Source organism: Oligoflexus sp. (genome assembly GCF_035638955.1).
Taxonomy (GTDB): Bacteria; Bdellovibrionota_B; Oligoflexia; order Oligoflexales; family Oligoflexaceae; genus Oligoflexus.
Genome location: NZ_DASQYZ010000301.1, coordinates 1 through 19032 on the forward strand (window position 1 = coordinate 1; position 19032 = coordinate 19032).

Below are 19032 nucleotides of genomic sequence, written 5' to 3' on the forward strand. Positions count from 1 at the left end.
TGGGGACTGCACCGCATCGATTCTAAGCTTTATACAAGGCATTTAGAGAAGGAAGAGAAAAACACGATAGAGAATGCGATTGAAGAAATCGGGCTGCTTAACTAATTTTCAACCCCGGACACCAATTTCCCGACGCTCCCCCATCCGCTCCTGCCTTTATGGCAAAGACACCGATCTGGAATACCTCTTCTCAAAAATTTAGGCCAAGAAAATAAAAGATTCACACAAGGGAGCGCCGTCTCTCAGGGTACTGCTGCGGCAATGAAATGAACTTTTTGCTAAAAAGCGGAAAGCATTAAACCCCGGCACTTCTTTCCAGCCCTGAATTTCAAAGGTATTGCGGTCCGGTGAAGCAGACCCACTCAGGGCCTGGATTAATTTCTAAGCATTCTTTCCGGGGCCCTGCCGGAAACCCTTCTCTTCCGCCATGCTTTTGAGCTTTTCCATGTTGAGACCTGCTCCGAAGTCACGGACCCGGACCTGGATGCAGGTAATTTTTCTAAAGAGGCTGGCAAAATCCAGCAGGCGTCATGTTCATTTGCTCCGGAGCCAGCTACGCCGATTTAGTTGTAAACCACTGAAGAAAATGATCAAAATCCTGGGCGACAAATGGCTTAATCTTCCAAAATCTGACGCCCAAACTTTTACTCCGAGCTCTATCTTCCGGGGTTTTATTCGTTGTGAGTACGACAAATTCAATATCTTTAGCACAGTTCGATTTCAAGGCTGCCTCAATCATATCGAGTCCACTCATAGCTCCCATGTTGAAATCCGTCAGCACGAGGGAGAGATCAGTATGATCCTCTATTGTCTTCAATCCTGATTCACCGGAATCGGCTTCCACCACCTCGAAGTTCTTGTGGGTAAAGTAGTCAACAATTTCTTTCCTGACTGCATTGTCATCTTCAACAACCAAAACCTTCATGTCATCTCCTATTTTAAACGTGATAATAGATCTCATTCGGAAGAGTTAACTTGACTTTGAATGGAATGAAATCTGCCAGATGGTTTCCTTCTGGAACCACCAGTACTATTTTTCCACCAAGTATTCTTTGAATATCGTCTTTGATAGCATCCATTCCAATGCCTCGACCGGCATACATGTTCACTTCATTTGAAGTTGAAAATCCTGGATAAAAAATCGAATTTGCAATTCTTGTGAAATTATCTTCATTGGCTGCAATGAGTCCTCTTTGTGACGCTTTCTCTGATATTTTCTTGATGTCAAGCCCCATGCCGTCATCGGTATACAGAATTTCGACTGTGCAGTTGTTGTGGTTATGACGACAGACGACGCTGATCGTCGCATACTCATGCTTTGAATTTTGGATCCTCTCGCCATCGCGTTCCAGACTGTGTGCGATTGAATTTTTAACAAGGTGACCAAAAATACTATCAAGGGTACTCGCATATTTTCGTTTAAAAAAAATACTTCCGTCGTCCAATGTAAATTTTACAGGAACCTTATGAAGCTTTTCACAGATTGTGGATGATTCCTTTACGATTGTGGTCAATATTTGGCTCACATGCACGCCAGTGGATCGCGCTACGATTCCCATCATCCTGTTCCGCAGCAAATCAGTTTCGCTTAGACTGAAGGCTGCGTTCTCAAGCATCGCAAGATCGTCCCGGGAAATGCGAAACAGTTGACCATCTGAGCTTACGGGAAGTCGGCCAATCCTCTTTGCCAAATCCTCGTATACCTGATATAGGTCTCGAAGCATTTGCAGGTCACCTTCTATGTAAACTCTGGAAATAAATCCAGATTTCTTGGCGGCCTCGATTTTGCTTTCAAAGTTATGTGCCAGTTCTGCCAGCTCATCGAAATTTAAGGCACGACAGTTGCCTTTTAAGGTGTGAAGACAACGTTGCATGGGTATCAAAGAGCTGTTGTTTACATCATCGATCAAGACGGACTTATCGATGGTATCCATAACCAGTTTGCGAATGCCATTGAAATGCTCAAAGAACAGTGATTCGTTGATACTTATAATGGCATTTATCTTTGAAATTTCCCTATCCTTTATGCGATCCTGTTCTTTGAGGATTTGGAGCATCGAGATATCTTTTATGCAAAGCATAATGCTCTCGACCAGTCTATTTTCATCCTCAATATACGACCAGGACAGCTCAAGTGTCTTTATATCCCCATTTACGGGGAGTTCGACTCTGTCTACAAAACATGACCGATTGACTTCAAAATTAAGAGAATGCTCATTGAGTGTGCTGAATATTGCTGAAACACACATGGATCTTCTGTCAGGGTTTAAGTGACTATTTTTAAGTATCAGATCCTCGAATGAAGTTGAACGAAGATTATTCCGCGAAAATATAATCTCCGTTTCCGGTGAATATTTCTCGCCGATAGAACCATCAGGTTCAATGGTCAAAATCCCAAGAGGAATGCTTTCAATTAGCTTGTCTGATTTTCTTTTTTGGACAAGTATTTCCCGGGTGCGATCCTCCACTCGCTTTTCAAGACTCCGGTTGGATTCCTCTATGGTTTTAATTTTTTCGATGATGGTGTTTTGAAGAAGAATGAAGCTATTTCCTAAACTGCCGATTTCATCATGCCTGTCGATGACAATTTTCTCATCCAGATGGCCATTGGAAATCAAATCGAACTTTTCTTTTAAATAATTGAGAGGCGAGGAAACGGAAAGAGCTACAAAATAACTCAGAATTGATCCAACTGTTAAACTCAAAAATGCCATAAATAGTGACTGGATCAATGCTTTTTTCTTTTGATCAACAACATTTTGTGACGATATGCCTACCCTCACAAAGCCATATGACCCTTTATCAGACTGAACTTTGGATAGAAAATCGTAGATCGCAACGTTATTGTTATCCAGAATTGGCCGCGTGCCAATTAAAACTTTGCTCTCATCTGGAATACCAAGTTCCGATAGCTTTTCCTTATTCAAGTTTTCATTGAATTTTTCAATTATAATACTGGAATCATGGTCATAGATAACACTATAAACAACGTTTTGATTTTTGAATAATTTATCAGTAATCCTATTAAGGCTAATCTCATCTTCAATAATGATTGAGTCGCTGGCTTCTGCTGCAAATGCATCAGAAATTATTTGACCACGTACTTGCAATTCTTTCGTTAAAAGATCATCCATATTATATACATTGAAGGAAGTAATGAGTAAAAGCGCCATCAACAACGTGGTGCAAACCAGAAGAAATAATCGCAGCTTTATACTCATATCACGCCTCAAAAAAAGGATGCGATGCATTAATTCCTGCGTCAAACAAGCAATTAAGGCATCATCTCAATACGGCTTAAACAGTGGATGTTTAACGTCAGGTGCTTTGCAGACGTTTATGATTTATTTTTCAAATACGACCATCGTACTCATTAAATTGCCTTCAAAAAAACCCAGACCAGGGAGATTTCCTTGCTCCCCTCCGGTAAATCCACCAATAAAAGGCGAATTTTGTGGCATTGTCTGTTGTAGTTCAGCTACCATTCGCGGTCCGTTATCAGAAAGGCCCATCCCCAGTCCAGCACCACCGCAGAAAAGGTGAAGACCGCCAGCAATGTGCGATTTTTTGATTTTGCCGTTTACCATGGATTGAGTTACAACCGAGCCGGCCCGCTTGACCAGGACTTCCTTGGAACCTTCCACGTAAAAAATATCGTCACCTTCATAAACTGTAAGAGCGAGCGTCAGTGAACCATCTGGATGAAAGCGGTGCGGATGGATGGTGATGTAACGATCTCCTTCGGCCGATTTTAAAAGCTTGGCCATAGGCTTAATGGTACTTTTCATTACATCCTGAGGTTTACCCGTCTCTTTGATTTTCTGAATGACGTCTGAATAATATCCATCGGACCATTCATTGTATACTTCCATTGCAGGACGGTTGTCGATCGTGGCCAGATCAACGCCCCTTTTACCTTCTTTAACTCTCGTGATTTTACCGGATTTCTTCTTTCCTACGTAGCCTCCATGAAAACTTGTCCCTATCTTTTTGGTGGTGTACAGAAGAGCCAATGCACCTGCTGGTTTGATGGAACGCCCATTGCCTATTACAAAACCATATCCAAATTTTGAATCGATGGGAGTTCCGCCCGATAAGGGAGTTTCAATAGGAAATGTGTCTCTCAACTTGTTGAGAAGTGTTTGAACTGTGGAATATTCTGTGGCCATCAAAATCAAGGAGGGATGTTTTTTTATTTTCGCTTCCACGGGAGCGTTGGCCATGGCTTTGTTGATTAATTCGCTCATGAGCTTGTCTTTTGTAAGATTGTCCTCCGTAGTATCTTTTAGACCAGTTTTAACGTCCTGGATAGCCACTCCGACTTTTAAACCTGCCGAATCAAAACCCATGAGTGCAAGCGCGCCCTCGACCCCCTCTTCACCCATGTGCATGCCGTCCGTGGTAAAAACAGCTTTGAGCACCGAAAATCCAAAAACCGGTACTCCGGGATAGCGCTTTTCTATTGCGGAGGCGAGCTTTTCGCCACTGAACTCCTGCGTAAAATAAGCAACAAGGAATTTGGGATTCTTGATGCTATATGCATGATTTGGGGTTGCTGTTTCCAACATGTCTGCTGCTTTTTTAACAGCATTGCTTTCGTCTTTATCTATAGCCCAACCGTCTGACATTGATAATGATTCCATATCCCTTAAGTTATCTGTTTTGGCTGATACAGAAGCGGTGTGCATCAGCAGGGATAAAATAAAAAATAAGCGGGTGATTGGCACCTCCAGCATTTTAAAGTTGGATCTCGAAATCAGCTCCATGCGAAACTCCATTAATTTAGTTTGGATGCTCATCATATTTAAACTCTTTGAAAAGGACATTTACACTCCGGATTTTGCATAAACTGCACATCCGTAACGCTGTGCATCAAGGCTTCATGGCTTATTACTTTTTTTTCCTATCGAACCAATCCTTCGCCTACTTTAAATGCAGGATACCCCGCATTTCCAGGATATCCCCATGCCCTGCCATCAGGCAGATATAGGGATAGTAGCCCTTGCCGGGGGCACGCAGGGTTACGATCTCAGCAACCTCGGGGTCCAAAGCCTGAGTCATGACCAGGATGCTCTTATGCTGCTTGAGCTTTTCCAGGTCATAGCCAAGTTTTTGCATGTCGTGAATCACAGCCTCCACTTCACCTGGCTTTAATATGGCAATATTGTGGAGGATTTGAGACCCTCGAAGAGCCTTGTTAACGAATTTTATCTTGATTTCAGGAGCATAGGCTTCCTCGATGTATTTTTTGTCGAAGGCAATATCGTTGCCCTGCGTGCTCAGACGTATTTCAATATGCCTTGAGTCCTCTGCTCTCAGGATGGTCGACCCCAGCAGACAGCAAAGGAAAAAGGCAAGGTTCTTACATTGAATCTTAAATTTTACCATCCCGCCTACTCTTTAATGATTATTTTAATCTTCATGCCTGGATGAATCGCACAACGGATCTCACCCGCACCCGGCTTCTCGAACTTTTGCTCGTTCCTGGTCCCGGGAAGCTGGACCTTGAGATTAAAACGCATCCCCTCAGATGAAGAAAAAACATTATGAGGAGTTGTGTCATCGTTTAGGAACATGATGCTGTCATCGGGCTTGATTGTCAGGGTCTGGGTCGAGAAAGCCTTTCCCTTTTGAGAAACCTTATGGACCTCAGCAAGGGCCAGAGTCGCCTGACAGGCCAGAACGAAGGCAAAACAAATGCGTTTTAACATTCCGCGACTCCTATCTGGGCAACATGGGAATTTCCGTCTTGCGGACGGGACTGCTGAGAGTTCCAAGAAACTCCCGAAGGTCCTTCCTTTCCTGCTCGGTGAGATTCAGCGGTCGAACCAGGGTTGAGAGGCTTGCTCTCTTTTCCCTTCCGCCGATGTTGTAGAGGTCGATGACGTCAGCCAGGGTCGCCTCCGAACCGTCATGCATATAAGGAGAACGCCAAGCCACGTTTCGCAACGTGGGGGTTTTGAAAGCAAATTGATTCACTTCGATGTCCGGGAATAGGGCGCCTCGGCCTTTATCATCGCCACGGACTCCGATGTCATGAAAGCTGTCGTCGGTGAAGCGCCATCCAGAATGGCATTGGCTGCAGGCAGCCTTGCTGTTAAAGAGAATAAAGCCGCGACGAGCGGCACTGGAAATTGCCTGCGTGTCGCCCTTTATCCAGTGATCGAAAGGAGCTTCCGTGGAGGCCGAAGCCACTCGCTCATAGGTGGCGATTGCTTTGGCCACCGTTTTTTCTGTGATACCTTCGCCAGGATATGCTTTCTCGAAAAGAACATTGTAACCTTTGATCCTGGTAAGTTTACCCACCATCTCAGATAGCGAAAGAGCCATCTCGCCCATCGCCTGAATAGGCAGCAGGGCCTGCTCCTCCAGTGTTGCAGCCCGCCCATCCCAAAAGAAACTTGCCATCCACGCGGAATCGAGCAGGGTAGGGGTTCGTCGCGGCAACGTCTTCATTTCATGACCCTTGGCCTTGGGCAGGCCATCGCCCCACGAAAAGCCCGGGTTATGACAGCTTGCGCAGGAAATCCAATCGGAGGCTGACAGCCGAGGATCAAAGAACAATAGATGCCCAAGTTTTTCCCGGGCAGAAGAGTAACCATTATCCTCCGGATAGGGAATTGCGTTTGGTCTCAGGTAAAGCTGCCTATACTTTTGAACTTCTGTCTGGCTCTCTGCCATCCCAATGCCAGGGGATAAAAAAAGCAGGACCCTCAGCACCAATCCAATGCCAGACATATAGCAAAGCCTCCGTTTTCGAAAACCATATGATGGGTATTCGACCAGAATACCATCTTAATGAGTTGTCATACCGAAAAATACATATGGGCCCCTCTGTCAACTGCTACCTTTAAATCTGAAATCGTGGTAACGGCCAGGGAAACCAGCATCAACCGGGGCCCGCTATAAGGCGGCTGACTGCCTCGCGCCTGGGCTTTTTACGGCTTCCCTGAAATCCTTCGCAGTCTGGAGATTTTCACAGGTTGGGTCGGTTCTGGTCCTTCGGTATTGGTTCGGTGGCGTTTGCGTACTCTGAGCGAGGAAATATATGCATCCGCGATCAGTCATGTAGCGACGCAATGGAAGAACCCGGATGGGCCGAATGCAAGGTCACAAGCCGCTCAGTAAAGAATCTGATTCCGTACGAGTATCAGAATCGTACCTCGCGTATCATTTCCTTCTGTAGGAAAAAAGCCAAAGTCTGAGGGCTGCTTTCACCCGTTAGCTTATACTCCTTTACTTTCCAATTGATTGGCCGATGTTATTATGGACAATCGGAGTTTACTGGAGGGGCTGAATCTTGTGCTCGGTAACTTTTGAAGTTAAAGAGTTTCACTGTGGGGTATCCTCTTGAAAAAAAGATAAACCGCCGGCGGTATCCACGAATACCGGTGAGCGGGAGTGCGCAGGTTTTCTTTCAGGGACAGGCTCTTGCTGCGGGAATTTGCGATGTCAGCCGCTGCGGCGTTCGCCTGCTGATCCAGGCCAATGAAGTCTCGTTTAAAACCAACGACAGGCTGGTGTTTTTTCCGAAAAGCGGTGCCCTGGCGCTGGCCTTTATTTGTGATGTGCGTTATATCAGCGTGCGTGAAATTGAGGGCTCGGAAGATAAGACCTTTGCTGTAGGTCTTGAACATGTGGCGTCCGACCAAAATCAGCTCGATTTATTAAGTCTTCTTCTTAAGAATGGCGCAGTAACGATTCCTGCCGAAACTGCCGACCTGATGGCTCCTGGGACAAAAGAAGGCTGCATCATCAAGCAACTCCGGGAGGGGGTCAGGCAATCGTCCCGTTCGCGCATTGTAGCTCCCAACCAGGCGATGCCGGTAATCCTTGAAATACCGGAAAATAGCTCACCTGCCAGCGACAACTGCTGGAAGGTGACCATTGGAATTCAAGCTGCCGCCATGAGCATCCGATTTTCCAGTTACTATCAGCTTGAAGCTGCTCATGGTTTCCTCTGCTGGGCAAAGAGCAGACCGCAGGATGGTATTGAGAGTTATCTTTGCCATGACTTTATGCGCGAATTCTGCAATTTAACGGCAGGAGCGTTTAAAATCTGGGTTGAACGCCATGCGGGAAGCCTTCTCTCTGACAAGGATATCCGCGTCAAACTCCCTACGCATGGTCCCATCATGGAGGATGAGATTTGTGCTTTGCCATCTCTCCAGGCTGCAACCCAGGTACGGGATGCATGGCGTCTTCAGCTGCCATCGGGAAACGGAATCAGCTGTATGGTTGAGATCATTGTCTGGAGCTGGCCAGCTGTTGCTTCTTTGCGGCTTGAGGAAAAAACGCTTGAACTGCAGTCCTCGGCTGGAAACGAGCAGGACGATGGCAGCGTGGAGTTTCTTTGAATGAAGACTCTTCCGGGACGACACCGGGAAATCCACAGCGCCGGAAAGTAACGTTCTCTGGAAAAAAACGGGCAACGGGTTAAATGTACTTTGCAAACAGCGACCGATTGTGATCTCAGACGTTGCTCAGTCTCCTGCAATTGCAGTATTATAGAAACTGCCCATACATGGCAACCCCGGCTGCGAGGTATCGATGAGTCAGACGATCAATTTTAATAGCTGCCAGCTCGTCATCAGCGATTCGGTCGATAGGGTGGAATATTCAATCCAGGGAAAAATCGATGAAGGGTTTTCAGCCAAGGATATTCCGTGTATAAACCGCAAACATATTCATCTCAACCTGAAAGCCATTTCAAACTTTACCTCATCCGGGATAAACCAATGGATCACATTTATCAAAAAATTATGCGAGTCCGCTCAACCCGTCCTTGATGAATGCAGCATTTCCTTCATGGATCATGCAAACATGCTCCCAAGGGTTCTGGGAAGCTGCACCATACGATCGTTCCTTGCCCCGTATGAGTGCGAATGCGGGATAAGCGCCGCGATGCTCATAGTGGTTGACGACCACCGAACAGAACTCACTCAAAACGTAGCCCCCTCGTTTGCGTGCACATGTGGAAATATGCTCATGTTTGACGGCAATGAGGAATGCTTCTTCAGCTGCATAACCCTGGCGCAATCTGATGCGGGCTGAAAACCAGTTTTTTTGTGCTGATACTGCTTCGTCTTTTCCTGAAAATCTGATTTGGAATATTTTTTCCGGACGCATTGAAATACTTAACACTATGGCCCCTTCGGCCCACACCAAGGGATCTGGAGCCTTTAAGCTTTTGGATTCGTCGCATCGCCAGGGAATATGAGGTGGAATGTAGAGGTTTCTGCCGGACAGCGCTCCACATTCAGTCGCGCGAGATGGGCAGGCTGGATCTCACTCCTCCGCAGCAGGCTCTTGAAATTCTGGCGGCAGGAACGGGAATACACAGCGATGACGATCCCTGCAATTCTCGCCAGGATTAAAACTATCGTGGAACGGGAACGACGAAAGGACCCAGAGGGCGCCAGAGAAATGCGTTTAAGAATGGTGGAGGGCACCTACGCCGTGGCACGGGTCCGGCCTCAAAAACCGCAACGTCAGAGATCCAAAGCTGCCTCTCGCAACCGTTACCTGAACAAACGATGCTCGGCCTGGCAATGGCTGGATTAAGGTTGTGTTGCAAACAATCTCTGGTATTTTGACCTGGGAGTCGTCATAGTCGCCAGTTCACCGTACCCAGGGAGTGGTTATGGCAGTGAGCTTCAAAGGACGGCATTTCGAAAAGTCGATTATCCTGACCTGCATACGCTGGTACCTCAGCTAGAGTTATTGTCAAATGTTGTGGATCAAAAAAGTTAGGCAGCCTTCCGGATCCCGTCAACAAACTTGACCGTGATGTCGATAACGTCGGCCATCAGCTTATGTCCGTTTAGCTTCCGCCAGCCCTTCTTCGCATCCATCAGCAGCTTGAACGTCATCGAAACCGTGGCGTCAGCCGAACCGCATCCCTTGGTGCGCTTGGTACGCAAGCGAACAGTTGCAAACGTCGATTCGATTGGATTGGTCGAACGTATATGGCGCCAATGCTCAGCAGGGAAATCATAGAAGGCAAGCATCAGAGCGCGGTCCTTGGCCAGACACTCGGCGGCCTTCGGATGCTTGGCCTCGAATACTTCGATAAAGCGGTCAAACGCCTTCTCTGCTTGCTTCTTTGTTTCGGCCTCGTATATCTCATGGAGCATCCCTTGGCCTCAGGCTGCCTGGATTTTGGCATCTTATCCAGTACGTTTGCCGTCTTATGCACCCAGCACCGCTGGCCTCGAGTATTTGGCCAGATTTCATCGAGGGCAGCCCAAAAGCCAAGGGCGCCGTCTGCGATCGCCAGCTCAGGTGCGATGTGAAGACCTCGATCACGAAGCCGCAAGAGCACTTCCTTCCAGCTTGTCGCGCTTTCACGATAACCGGCTTCGACCGCCAGGACTTCCTTGTTGCCATCAGCGTCGGCGCCGATGATGACCAGCATACACATCCGCTGGCCCTTGCCCAGCCTGATATTGAAGTAAATGCCGTCGGCCCAGATATAGACGAAGCGGCGATCGCCCAGCGAGGATTTGCGCCACTGCTCGTACTCATCCTGCCACACAGACTTCAGGCGGGTCACGGTTGAGGCCGAAAGACCTGGGGCATCCTTGCCAAGGAGCGATGCCAGCGCCTCTGAAAAATCACCTGTCGAAACACCCTTCAAATAAAGCCACGGAATCAACTCCTCTATGGCTTTGGTACGCCTCAGATAGGCCGGAAGAAGAGCGCTATGAAAGCGAATGCGGTTGCCGTCAGCATCACGCCGCTTGTCATTCACTCGTGGAGCCTTGACAGCAATGTCACCAATCCCCGTCTGGATAGTCCTCTCGGGCATGTGACCGTTTCTTACTACAAGCCGCTTGCCATCCTCTCCGCGAAGGTCAGCATGCCTTCCGAGGTATTCTTCGACTTCCATCTCTACAGCCTGCGCCAGCATTTTCCTCGCTCCATCGCGTAAAACGGCCATCAGCGGGTCTTCGGTTTGAACTGGAAAATTGAGAACGGTGTTGGTACTCTCGTGCATAGCGTATCTCCCATAGTGTAAAAATTACGGGGTTGTCGGGGGTTGAAGTCCGACAAAGGTACGCTACCTTCCTTCTCTCATCCACAACTTCTAGCTATAACTCCCTCAGCTATAAACTCTCCCTAAGAGACCTTGAGGAAATGATGGCTGGACGCGGCGTTCATGTCGATCACTCGACCATCCATAGGTGGGTCGTCCGGCACACTCCGGAGCTGGAAGCTGAGTTTAGAAGAAGAAAGAAACCAGTGGGCGAAAGCTGGAGGTGGGACGAGATGGCCATCAAGGTCAAGGGAAAGCTCAAGTGGCTTTACCGGGCCGTGGACAGTGATGGAGATACAATTGATTTTCTGCTTACAGCAAGGCGGGATCATAAAGCGGCCCTAAGGTTTTTGAAGAAAGCCGTCCGACAACATGGTGTTCCCGTGAAGATCAATACGGACAAGTCTGGGGCGAACGCCGCCGGGCTCGAGGCTTTCAATGATGAATATTCAACTGATGTCGAGCTCCGGCAGGTGAAGTATCTCAATAACCTTATCGAGCAGGATCACAGGCGAGTGAGGCAAAGGACAAGGCCGATGCTCGGATATAAAACCTTTATGTCGGCGGCGAAGACCATCGCCGGAATCGAGATGATGGCCATGATCAAAAAAGGCCAGATCGATATTCAGGGCTCCACTCCATTCGAGAAGTTTTACGCCCTCGCAGGATAACTGCGTCCGGGGAATGATCCCTTCAAAACCTTACTTCACCCTCCGAAATGTTTGCGACAGAGCCTTATAATGACTACTGCGGCAAAAGTGGGAAATTGAAATTTGCCGATTCGAATTATCTATTCCCAAGGACAATATCGCGTTCCGCGACTTCCTTCGAATGGACGCTACCGCGCCGAAGCGCTACGGGCGAGCTAAAGTATTGGCTCTAGGCGGTGGATCATCCCGGTTGTTGGAGTATTCACAGCAGAAGTCTTCAACCGTCGCAGAACTTCTAGCCGAGGACCGTCGTAGACAATAGTTAGGCGCATTTGCCAACATATCAAACGAATGAGCGTTACTGGGGTTTTTCCTGAAGAAACTGCAGCGTATCCCTAGCCATCAGCTGCGACGCGGTCATAAGCAGCTTCCGGAGTTTCTCGGGTTCGAGGAGCTCATCATAAGAGTAATCTGGGAAGTCCTTATGGTTTCTGACAACAGAACGATAATGCCAAAGCACTTCCTCTTCCCGACCTTCCACTGCTGGACGATAAAGCTCAAAACTCGCAGCTGTCATGAGAGCAGGATTGCCGATGAATCTTTGGAACAGCTGGTTAACGGCGGTGATGCGAAGAACGACGCCACCTTCAGTGGCATCTTTGACCGTGAATCCCGCCGTTTGAAAGGTCTTCTTGATATCTTCAAGGAGGAACTTGTCGAGAAAAATTTGATTTTGATGCGCCACGCGATCGATTTCGCTCGTATAGCTGTCATTGGCAACAGCTCCTACGCCGGCAGCGAGGCCGGTTGCCACACCGGGGACGGCGGTCGCAACACCCTGGGAAACGGCCGCCAACGGGCCTTGATATTGAATATGAATTTGACTGGAATCCGTGGGTTCGAGACGAATAAATGAAATCTGCTTCGCCGTCTGGTCGTCCAGCCTTTTGGAGGTGACGCAGCCGTTGAGGAAGGCGCTCGCGGAAAAAATCAGGAATGTAGCCAGAATTTTATACATGGTTTCGCTCCAAAAACAAGGTGTCCAGTGCTTAGACGGATGACTTCGCCTTTTGTTTCGATGTCAGATTGCCGGATATAGGATTTCTTGATCTTTCACGGCCGCCAACCTATTTTTATGTAAAAGCGTCGTGTCAATTGATATCGTGGGGCTGAAAGCAGCAGCAAAAATCTATTGGCAAATCTATCCAATACGGAGAACTTACACCATAGTTTTGTATTCCTTTCGAAGGATTGAAGGGTGCATCTCTCTATTGGTAAGGCCGCCGCACTTCCTGGTGTTTCCATCTCGACCTTGAGACGATGGGAATCTGATGGTTACTTGCACCCTGGCTTTCGAACAATTATTCCCGAACCGCGGTTTGCAGCAGAACCCCAACTCGCTCGTCTTTCAGGCGAAACAGATTGGAGTCCTTATGAATAAATTTGAAGTGAGTTTTATCGGGAAAAGTTCGGCCAGTTTTCGGACCCATAATCTGGTGGCCGTCAGTCCGCACCGTGTTGAATTCAAGCCGACCAAGGGGAACTATGTTTTCTGGACAATCTTTATTCTGACCCCTCTCGTGCCGCTTCTATCGACAGCGGGTGAAGACTGGACTATGGTTTTGTTTACTCTTCCACTTTTCGCTGCTGGACTTGTCGGCTTGAATAAGACCCAGCGTTTTGTGTTCGATCAAATTTCCGGCAAAGCCTTTGCAAAGCGTCTTTTGCACATAAATCAAGAATCTTCGCTTCCTCTGCACAGCATAGCTGCCGTTCAATTCCTGGCTGGTTATGCCGGTGAAAACAACGCGGCAGAGATCAACCTCTGTTTGAAAGACGGCACGCGGCATCATCTTTTGACTCGCAATGAGCAAAAGACTTTACGTGTGGATGCAGAAGCTCTGGCAGCCTTTCTGCGGGTACCTTTGACAAGTTTAGCTTCGAGCTGACTGCAATATACAATTTAGCGATTTGGCGGTGACGCGACGGGTCACCTGGCACAGTCCATCAAGATCCTATCACTCAGAAAAATGAACATTGTCGTTCATATCGGCTTCACAATATTCTTCGCTCTCTTTGCATCAGGCACCTGAAATAGCCTTTATCATGGTTGGCATGGGGGTCCTGAACTTCACTGCCATTCCCGGACATGTTCTCCTGATTCCGTTGTTTAAACAAGATCCAGCACTGGGCATGACTCTCTATGGATTTTTCATGTCGGCATTTGCTGTCGGAATGATTGCAGGCGGTTTTGTTTGTGCAAAATTGGACAGGAGATGGCACTATACTCTGGTTTGCTGCTCTACGCTTTCTTTCAATATTGGGTATCTTGGTATCGCTCTAGGTACATCCCATTGGATGATCCTCCTGTCCGGATTCGGGATGGGAATTTGTCTCTCATTTTCAAAAATCTTATTCAACTCTGTAATTCTAGCCAGGGTGGATCAGGAGTTCGTTGGCCGGATCTTCAGCCTCCTGGGTTTCCTTTCTGGATTTTTAACCCCTGTATCAATGCTTGCCAGCGGCTATTTAGGCGAGACGTTTCCAAAGAATTTGCTTAGGTATGGAGGCCTGCCTATGGGGATCGCAGGCGTATATTGCTGGCAAGGCAAAGAACCCACCACTGAATATTAAACGCCGATCCAGCATTGAACCCGTGTCGAGGCGCTTTTCGCTTGGATCGTCAGATTTGCAAGCCGCGATGACGACCTTGCGCAGCATGGCAACAAGGTTTTGTGTCTGCTCAACATTGCGAAGGTGATACTGTTCAAGGGCTTCCTTTCCTAGCCGATGAAGCTTTTGCAACCGCTTTACAAACATTTCGGCCAAGTCGTCAAGCGCGCGTGCCGTCTGAAGGCGGATGAGAATAGCTGCAATCGCATAGCGCTTTTTCTCGGCCAGATTGCGCATCGAAGCGGCATCAAGAGCCTTGGCTTCGGCAGCAAACTGCCGAATTTTGACATCGGGTATCAACGCGAAGGCTTCCTCTTCAATTGAAAACTCCTGAAGCCATCTTAGATGAACTGTGAATTTTTGCATGTGTCCAACGGTAGGGCGTTGCGGTTCCTGCTTCACCCTGTCCCATGGGCTTTTAACGTTACGAGAGCCTTTGGCAAGCAAAGCATCAATCCTCGCACGCCCTTTCTTGCCAAGGGCTTGATCGATGGCTCGATAGTAGCTGGCATTGATCGTTATGCGAGCCTTCTTCGCGGCTTTCAGGAAGGTGGAAAAACCAGGAAGTTCATACCTTTGACGCACCAGCTCTTCTATCGCGACGTTTATGATATCGGCAATGTCCTCCTTGGTTGTCGATGCTTCTGCGCATGTCCGGGCAAGCGCCTCATACGTATCATCTGAGCAAGCTGTTACTCCCAGGTGTTGGCGAATGATATCCATATGCCTATATCTGGCACTGGTCGAATCATAGCTGTTAAGCGGCTTGGGAACAGATTTGAAGCCGTATGCGCGGGATATATGGAGTACAATTTCTTTCGGAACGGTGCCTACGAGAACGAAATAGCCCAAACGTTGGAAGGTTTTAAGCATGACGAGAAATCCAATTCTTGGAACCGGTACTTTCGCATGCTGACGAGCCAGGTCCAGCTCTTCAGGGGTTGGACTGTATATGGTAGCGAGATCTTTTTCTGTTGGGTGTGCCTTCAGCCTTGGATAAGCCGTCTCATTAGCGTTTGTCATTCAACACCCTCGCTGGCTTGAACACGTACAATCATGAACGAGCAAGATGACCGAAAACTACTGTTTATGGCCAGGAAATTTTGCTGCACAATAACCCTATCGATGACGCAGCATCTTGATGAAGTGGGCTTTGGCAATTCTGTGAAGGCGACTTTGGAAACCCAGTAAGTTGCACTTAAACAAAGTATGTCATTACGATTTACCTCTGCCCTGGGGAAACCGACTTAGGGACTCGACACCCAATTAGCATTCACGTAAATTATCGAGATCGCTTAATCCTATGCATAAAAGCATAGGAGCGGGGGACCCAAATTTTTGGGGCGAATCATACGATGTATGTAGGGCACTCTTCGGCCCGAGCCCGTCAGCTAACCCCGTAGGCAACGAAGAGGAGACCTTGGATAATCCAGGGTGGCTCCTCATTAACCTATTTGAGGACGCCTATGTCTACGGCCAACCAATCCACAGTTTCTGATCACAAATCTTCACTTGCGGCACTTACCTTAGGGGCACTAGGGGTAGTCTACGGCGACATTGGGACGAGTCCCCCTTTACGCTTTGCGCGAATGCTTTCACGGCCCTCATGGTATCGACGTCACAGAAGCGAATATTTTTGGAGTCCTTTCACTTATTGTCTGGTCATTAATTCTTGTCGTTTCTGTCAAGTATCTGACTTTTGTGCTGAGAGCCGATAACAAGGGCGAAGGCGGCATACTTGCCCTCATGGCTCTCGCGCTTTCTGATCAGAAAAATCAATCGAAAAAGCTTGCGGGCACTATCACCGTCCTTGGATTGTTTGGAGCCGCGTTGCTCTATGGTGATGGGATAATTACACCAGCTATTTCTGTTTTAGGCGCTATTGAAGGACTAAAGATCGCAACTCCTCTTTTTGATCCCTACATCATCCCAATTACGGTCACCATTCTATCCGTCCTTTTCTTCTTTCAAAAACGCGGTACCGCTGACATGGGGAAAGCCTTCGGGCCCATTATTTTGATTTGGTTCGTTGTGCTGGGAGCACTTGGTATTAAAGGGATGTTAAGCAACTTTCACATCCTTGAAGCGCTAAACCCTGCGTTCGGAATCAACTTTCTTCTCACGAATTCATGGCATGGGCTGGTTGTTCTCGGCAGTGTTTTTCTAGTAGTTACTGGAGGAGAGGCACTTTACGCGGATCTCGGACATTTCGGTCGAAGGCCGATTCAGTTGGGTTGGTTTTGCGTCGCCCTTCCAGGCCTGGTCCTTCAGTATTTCGGCCAAGGGGCACTCCTTCTTCAAAATCCAGCTGCTGCCGAAAACCCGTTCTACCTCCTCGCCCCCACTTGGGCTTTATACCCTCTTGTACTTCTTTCCACTTCGGCTGCGGTTATCGCGTCGCAGGCTCTCATTACAGGAGCATTCTCAATGAGTCAGCAAGCCATGCAGCTTGGATTTTTGCCGAGAATGGCAGTTAAATATACTTCAGCTAAAGAAATGGGGCAGATCTATGTTCCATTCATCAATTGGGCCTTGTTGATAGGCACGTTGTTCTTAGTGTTTGAATTTCAAACATCAGGAAAACTTGCAGCGGCCTACGGTATTGCTGTTACAGCAACGATGGTCATCACAACAATGCTTACATATATTGTAATGCGCCATCAGTGGAAATGGTCAATACCAGTCGCCCTACCTTTGTGTCTATTTTTCATAGTAATTGATCTCGCTTTCTTTACAGCAAATGCAGTGAAGATATTGGATGGAGGATGGTTTCCTATTGCGGCTGGTCTGATTATTCTGACCTTAATGCTAACCTGGAAAAAAGGACGATCAATACTGGCATCACGCCTCCTCGCTAATTCCACTCCTTTGACCGTATTTATGAACGAGACAGTTCCGAATACAAGGGCCAGACTCCCTGGAGCTGCCGTATTCATGACGGCCATCAGCCAAGGTACGCCTTCAGCACTTCTCCATAATGTTCGGCATAATCAAGTCATTCATGAACTGGTCCTGCTTTTGACAATCCAAAACATCGACTCACCCTATGTCGCGCCCGAAAATCATATTCGTCTGGAAGACTTGGGTAACGGTTTCCATCGCGTAATCGTTTTCTATGGCTTTATGGAGTCGCCAAATGTTCCAGATATTTTGACCCGTTGCTTCAAACTCGGCTTGCCCGTCGAGCTGTCGAGAACTACTTTTTTTCTCGGTCGTGAGACTATTATTGCTACCGATACTCCGGGAATGGCTGTGTGGCGAGAAGAATTGTTCGCTTTTATGTCCAGGAATGCATCGAGGGCAGCAGACTTTTTCAAGATTCCATCGAATCAGACCATCGAAATAGGAGTCGTAGTAGAAATGTAACTGGGCATACGTTTTCCCTATGTACCAGAGGTTAAGGATTGGAAGGTTCTGGAACGAGCGCTCAAATAGGTATTAACCTATTGACGAGGATAAGTATGAACAAGCAGCTTCTTTGGGGCATGGTGGCCTTAACTTTTGTGTTCAGTAAGGTCTTCTTAACAATCCTCTTTCGGGTAAAACCAGAAATCGTAAACACAACGCTGACAGGCGCAGTTTTTGGAGCTGGATGGATTTTAATACTGTGGGGTTTTCAGTTGAGACAATGCAGGAGACACATGCATCCAAGAAATATAGTTGGTCATTGAGTATCTGTAGGTTCACTAATTCGCAAACAGCATCGATAAAAGCTGAATTGCACTTTCGGCTTTCTCTGCTGTTTCGAACTATCTGAGCCAAGGACATTCGCTTTTCAGTATACGGAAAGACCATTCAATCATTCCATCCTGTTTCCACTATTTAAGGTAATGAAGTCCTGGCGAAGCCCAGCTGGGGAGTAAAATGACTTACACGCTAATTTGACTTCCATGTGATATCCTAACTTTTAACGAAAAGTTAGGATCACCGGTCTCGATGCACCTTTCAGATAAATCAGTGGCCTAAACGAAATGCTTAATCCTAATATTCGTCGGCTCATAGACGATAAATATTAAGATGACTGGAAATGTTCATGGCAATAAGTCGCAGCAATCCTAACCATCCCAAAAAAGGCTCAGCAACTAAGACTCAGCCTATAAGACGGTTTGAAGATATCCGGGCGATCAAGCGCTTTTTGGCAGGTGATCCGAGAAATCTCGCGATTTTTACCCTTGGCATCAATTCGGCTCTTAGAGGCGTCGATATACTTCGTTTAAAGATCGAGCAGGTTCAGTATCTAAAGCCAGGCGATAGCTTTGACATCCGGGAAAAAAAGACCGGAAAGTACCGGCGCGTGATGCTGAACAAAGTTAGCCACAAGGCACTCCAGGATTGGATTCAGTCAGTCGCTCAGTGGGAAGAAGGTGATCGGCTTTTCCCGTCGAAAAAAGCCAAGGGAAGGCTCCTCGTTCCGACGCTTATGTGGCACATGATCTGGATGAGGTCCTGCCATCAAAGGATTGAATCAAAATATTTCGCACCAAATGATGGTCATACTTTTGCTGCGAGTCCATGAACCGGGCAAGATCGGAGCCCTATATCTCAGCCAAGTATGAGACAGTTTCTGCCGATAAATTAGTATAATGAAAGTGGCGGAAATGAGGCTTCATCCATGTCCCAGACATCCAAAGACAAAAAGCTTGTGGGTTCAGCAACTTCAGAATCATTACC

Annotated in this window: 16 protein-coding genes, 2 pseudogenes and 1 riboswitch; of the genes and pseudogenes, 7 read left to right on the top strand and 11 right to left on the bottom strand. The window is 47.4% G+C overall.

The window, feature by feature from the left end; genetic code table 11:
* Window positions 1–553 precede the first annotated feature (553 nt).
* The 6 genes from VE954_RS27545 to VE954_RS27570 all read right to left on the bottom strand — a co-directional run bounded on the left by VE954_RS27545 (window position 554) and on the right by VE954_RS27570 (window position 6738).
* A complete protein-coding gene (locus VE954_RS27545) occupies window positions 554–925 on the bottom strand; it encodes a response regulator (protein ID WP_324958947.1) in 372 nt (123 codons plus the stop codon).
* Between the two features lie 13 nt (window positions 926–938).
* A complete protein-coding gene (locus VE954_RS27550; protein WP_324958949.1) occupies window positions 939–3221 on the bottom strand; it encodes a HAMP domain-containing protein in 2283 nt (760 codons plus the stop codon).
* Window positions 3222–3344: 123 nt separating this feature from the next.
* The gene (locus VE954_RS27555) at window positions 3345–4802 is read right to left on the bottom strand and encodes an FIST signal transduction protein (RefSeq protein ID WP_324958951.1); all 1458 of its coding nucleotides are present in this window, start codon (window positions 4800–4802) and stop codon (window positions 3345–3347) included.
* Window positions 4803–4923: 121 nt separating this feature from the next.
* Window positions 4924–5388 carry a hypothetical protein gene (locus VE954_RS27560; RefSeq protein ID WP_324958953.1) on the bottom strand — a complete coding sequence of 155 codons (465 nt, stop codon included), beginning with the start codon at window positions 5386–5388 and terminating at the stop codon, window positions 4924–4926.
* A 5-nt stretch (window positions 5389–5393) separates the two neighbouring features.
* Window positions 5394–5711: a cupredoxin domain-containing protein gene (locus VE954_RS27565; protein WP_324958955.1), complete on the bottom strand. Its 318-nt coding sequence runs from the start codon at window positions 5709–5711 to the stop codon at window positions 5394–5396.
* 10 nt (window positions 5712–5721) lie between these two features.
* A complete protein-coding gene (locus VE954_RS27570; RefSeq protein WP_324958957.1) occupies window positions 5722–6738 on the bottom strand; it encodes a cytochrome-c peroxidase in 1017 nt (338 codons plus the stop codon).
* 599 nt (window positions 6739–7337) lie between these two features.
* On the opposite strand from VE954_RS27570, the gene VE954_RS27575 reads away from it, so the two are divergent.
* Window positions 7338–8357, top strand: a complete 1020-nt coding sequence (locus VE954_RS27575) for a PilZ domain-containing protein (RefSeq protein WP_324958960.1) — start codon at window positions 7338–7340, stop codon at window positions 8355–8357.
* 403 nt (window positions 8358–8760) lie between these two features.
* Here the strand turns inward: VE954_RS27575 and VE954_RS27580 are convergent, their stop codons facing one another.
* From VE954_RS27580 to VE954_RS27585, 3 genes are all read right to left on the bottom strand, one after another.
* Window positions 8761–9129, bottom strand: coding sequence for a hypothetical protein (locus VE954_RS27580; RefSeq protein ID WP_324958962.1), 369 nt, complete (start codon window positions 9127–9129; stop codon window positions 8761–8763).
* A gap of 620 nt (window positions 9130–9749) precedes the next feature.
* Window positions 9750–10124, bottom strand: coding sequence for a transposase (locus VE954_RS44675; RefSeq protein ID WP_422662082.1), 375 nt, complete (start codon window positions 10122–10124; stop codon window positions 9750–9752).
* Window positions 10010–10999 (bottom strand): IS256 family transposase, encoded by a 990-nt coding sequence (locus VE954_RS27585; protein ID WP_422662081.1) that lies wholly within the window; start codon window positions 10997–10999, stop codon window positions 10010–10012. The genes VE954_RS44675 and VE954_RS27585 overlap by 115 nt, the downstream gene beginning before the upstream one ends.
* Window positions 11000–11022: 23 nt before the next feature.
* Between VE954_RS27585 and VE954_RS27590 the strand changes: the two genes are divergently transcribed.
* Window positions 11023–11709: an IS6 family transposase gene (locus VE954_RS27590; protein ID WP_414699036.1), complete on the top strand. Its 687-nt coding sequence runs from the start codon at window positions 11023–11025 to the stop codon at window positions 11707–11709.
* A 337-nt stretch (window positions 11710–12046) separates the two neighbouring features.
* On the opposite strand, the gene VE954_RS27595 is transcribed toward VE954_RS27590, so the two are convergent.
* Window positions 12047–12706 carry a hypothetical protein gene (locus VE954_RS27595; protein WP_324958966.1) on the bottom strand — a complete coding sequence of 220 codons (660 nt, stop codon included), beginning with the start codon at window positions 12704–12706 and terminating at the stop codon, window positions 12047–12049.
* Between the two features lie 240 nt (window positions 12707–12946).
* Between VE954_RS27595 and VE954_RS44460 the strand changes: the two are divergent.
* From VE954_RS44460 to VE954_RS44465, 3 genes and pseudogenes are all read left to right on the top strand, one after another.
* Window positions 12947–13000, top strand: a pseudogene (locus VE954_RS44460) (hypothetical protein); the annotation flags it as partial.
* Between the two features lie 19 nt (window positions 13001–13019).
* Complete coding sequence (locus VE954_RS27600) at window positions 13020–13637, top strand: hypothetical protein (RefSeq protein WP_324958967.1); 618 nt, start codon at window positions 13020–13022, stop codon at window positions 13635–13637.
* 166 nt (window positions 13638–13803) lie between these two features.
* Complete coding sequence (locus tag VE954_RS44465; RefSeq protein ID WP_414699037.1) at window positions 13804–14322, top strand: MFS transporter; 519 nt, start codon at window positions 13804–13806, stop codon at window positions 14320–14322.
* Here VE954_RS44465 and VE954_RS27605 read toward each other — a convergent pair.
* Complete coding sequence (locus tag VE954_RS27605) at window positions 14218–15384, bottom strand: DUF4158 domain-containing protein (protein WP_324958969.1); 1167 nt, start codon at window positions 15382–15384, stop codon at window positions 14218–14220. The genes VE954_RS44465 and VE954_RS27605 overlap by 105 nt on opposite strands.
* A gap of 259 nt (window positions 15385–15643) precedes the next feature.
* Window positions 15644–15782, top strand: a riboswitch (cyclic di-AMP (ydaO/yuaA leader).
* Window positions 15783–15827: 45 nt separating this feature from the next.
* Between VE954_RS27605 and VE954_RS27610 the strand changes: the two are divergent.
* Window positions 15828–17727 (top strand): annotated as a pseudogene (locus VE954_RS27610) (potassium transporter Kup).
* A 667-nt stretch (window positions 17728–18394) separates the two neighbouring features.
* Window positions 18395–18877, top strand: coding sequence for a tyrosine-type recombinase/integrase (locus tag VE954_RS27615; RefSeq protein ID WP_324958973.1), 483 nt, complete (start codon window positions 18395–18397; stop codon window positions 18875–18877).
* The last annotated feature ends 155 nt before the right edge of the window (window positions 18878–19032 follow it).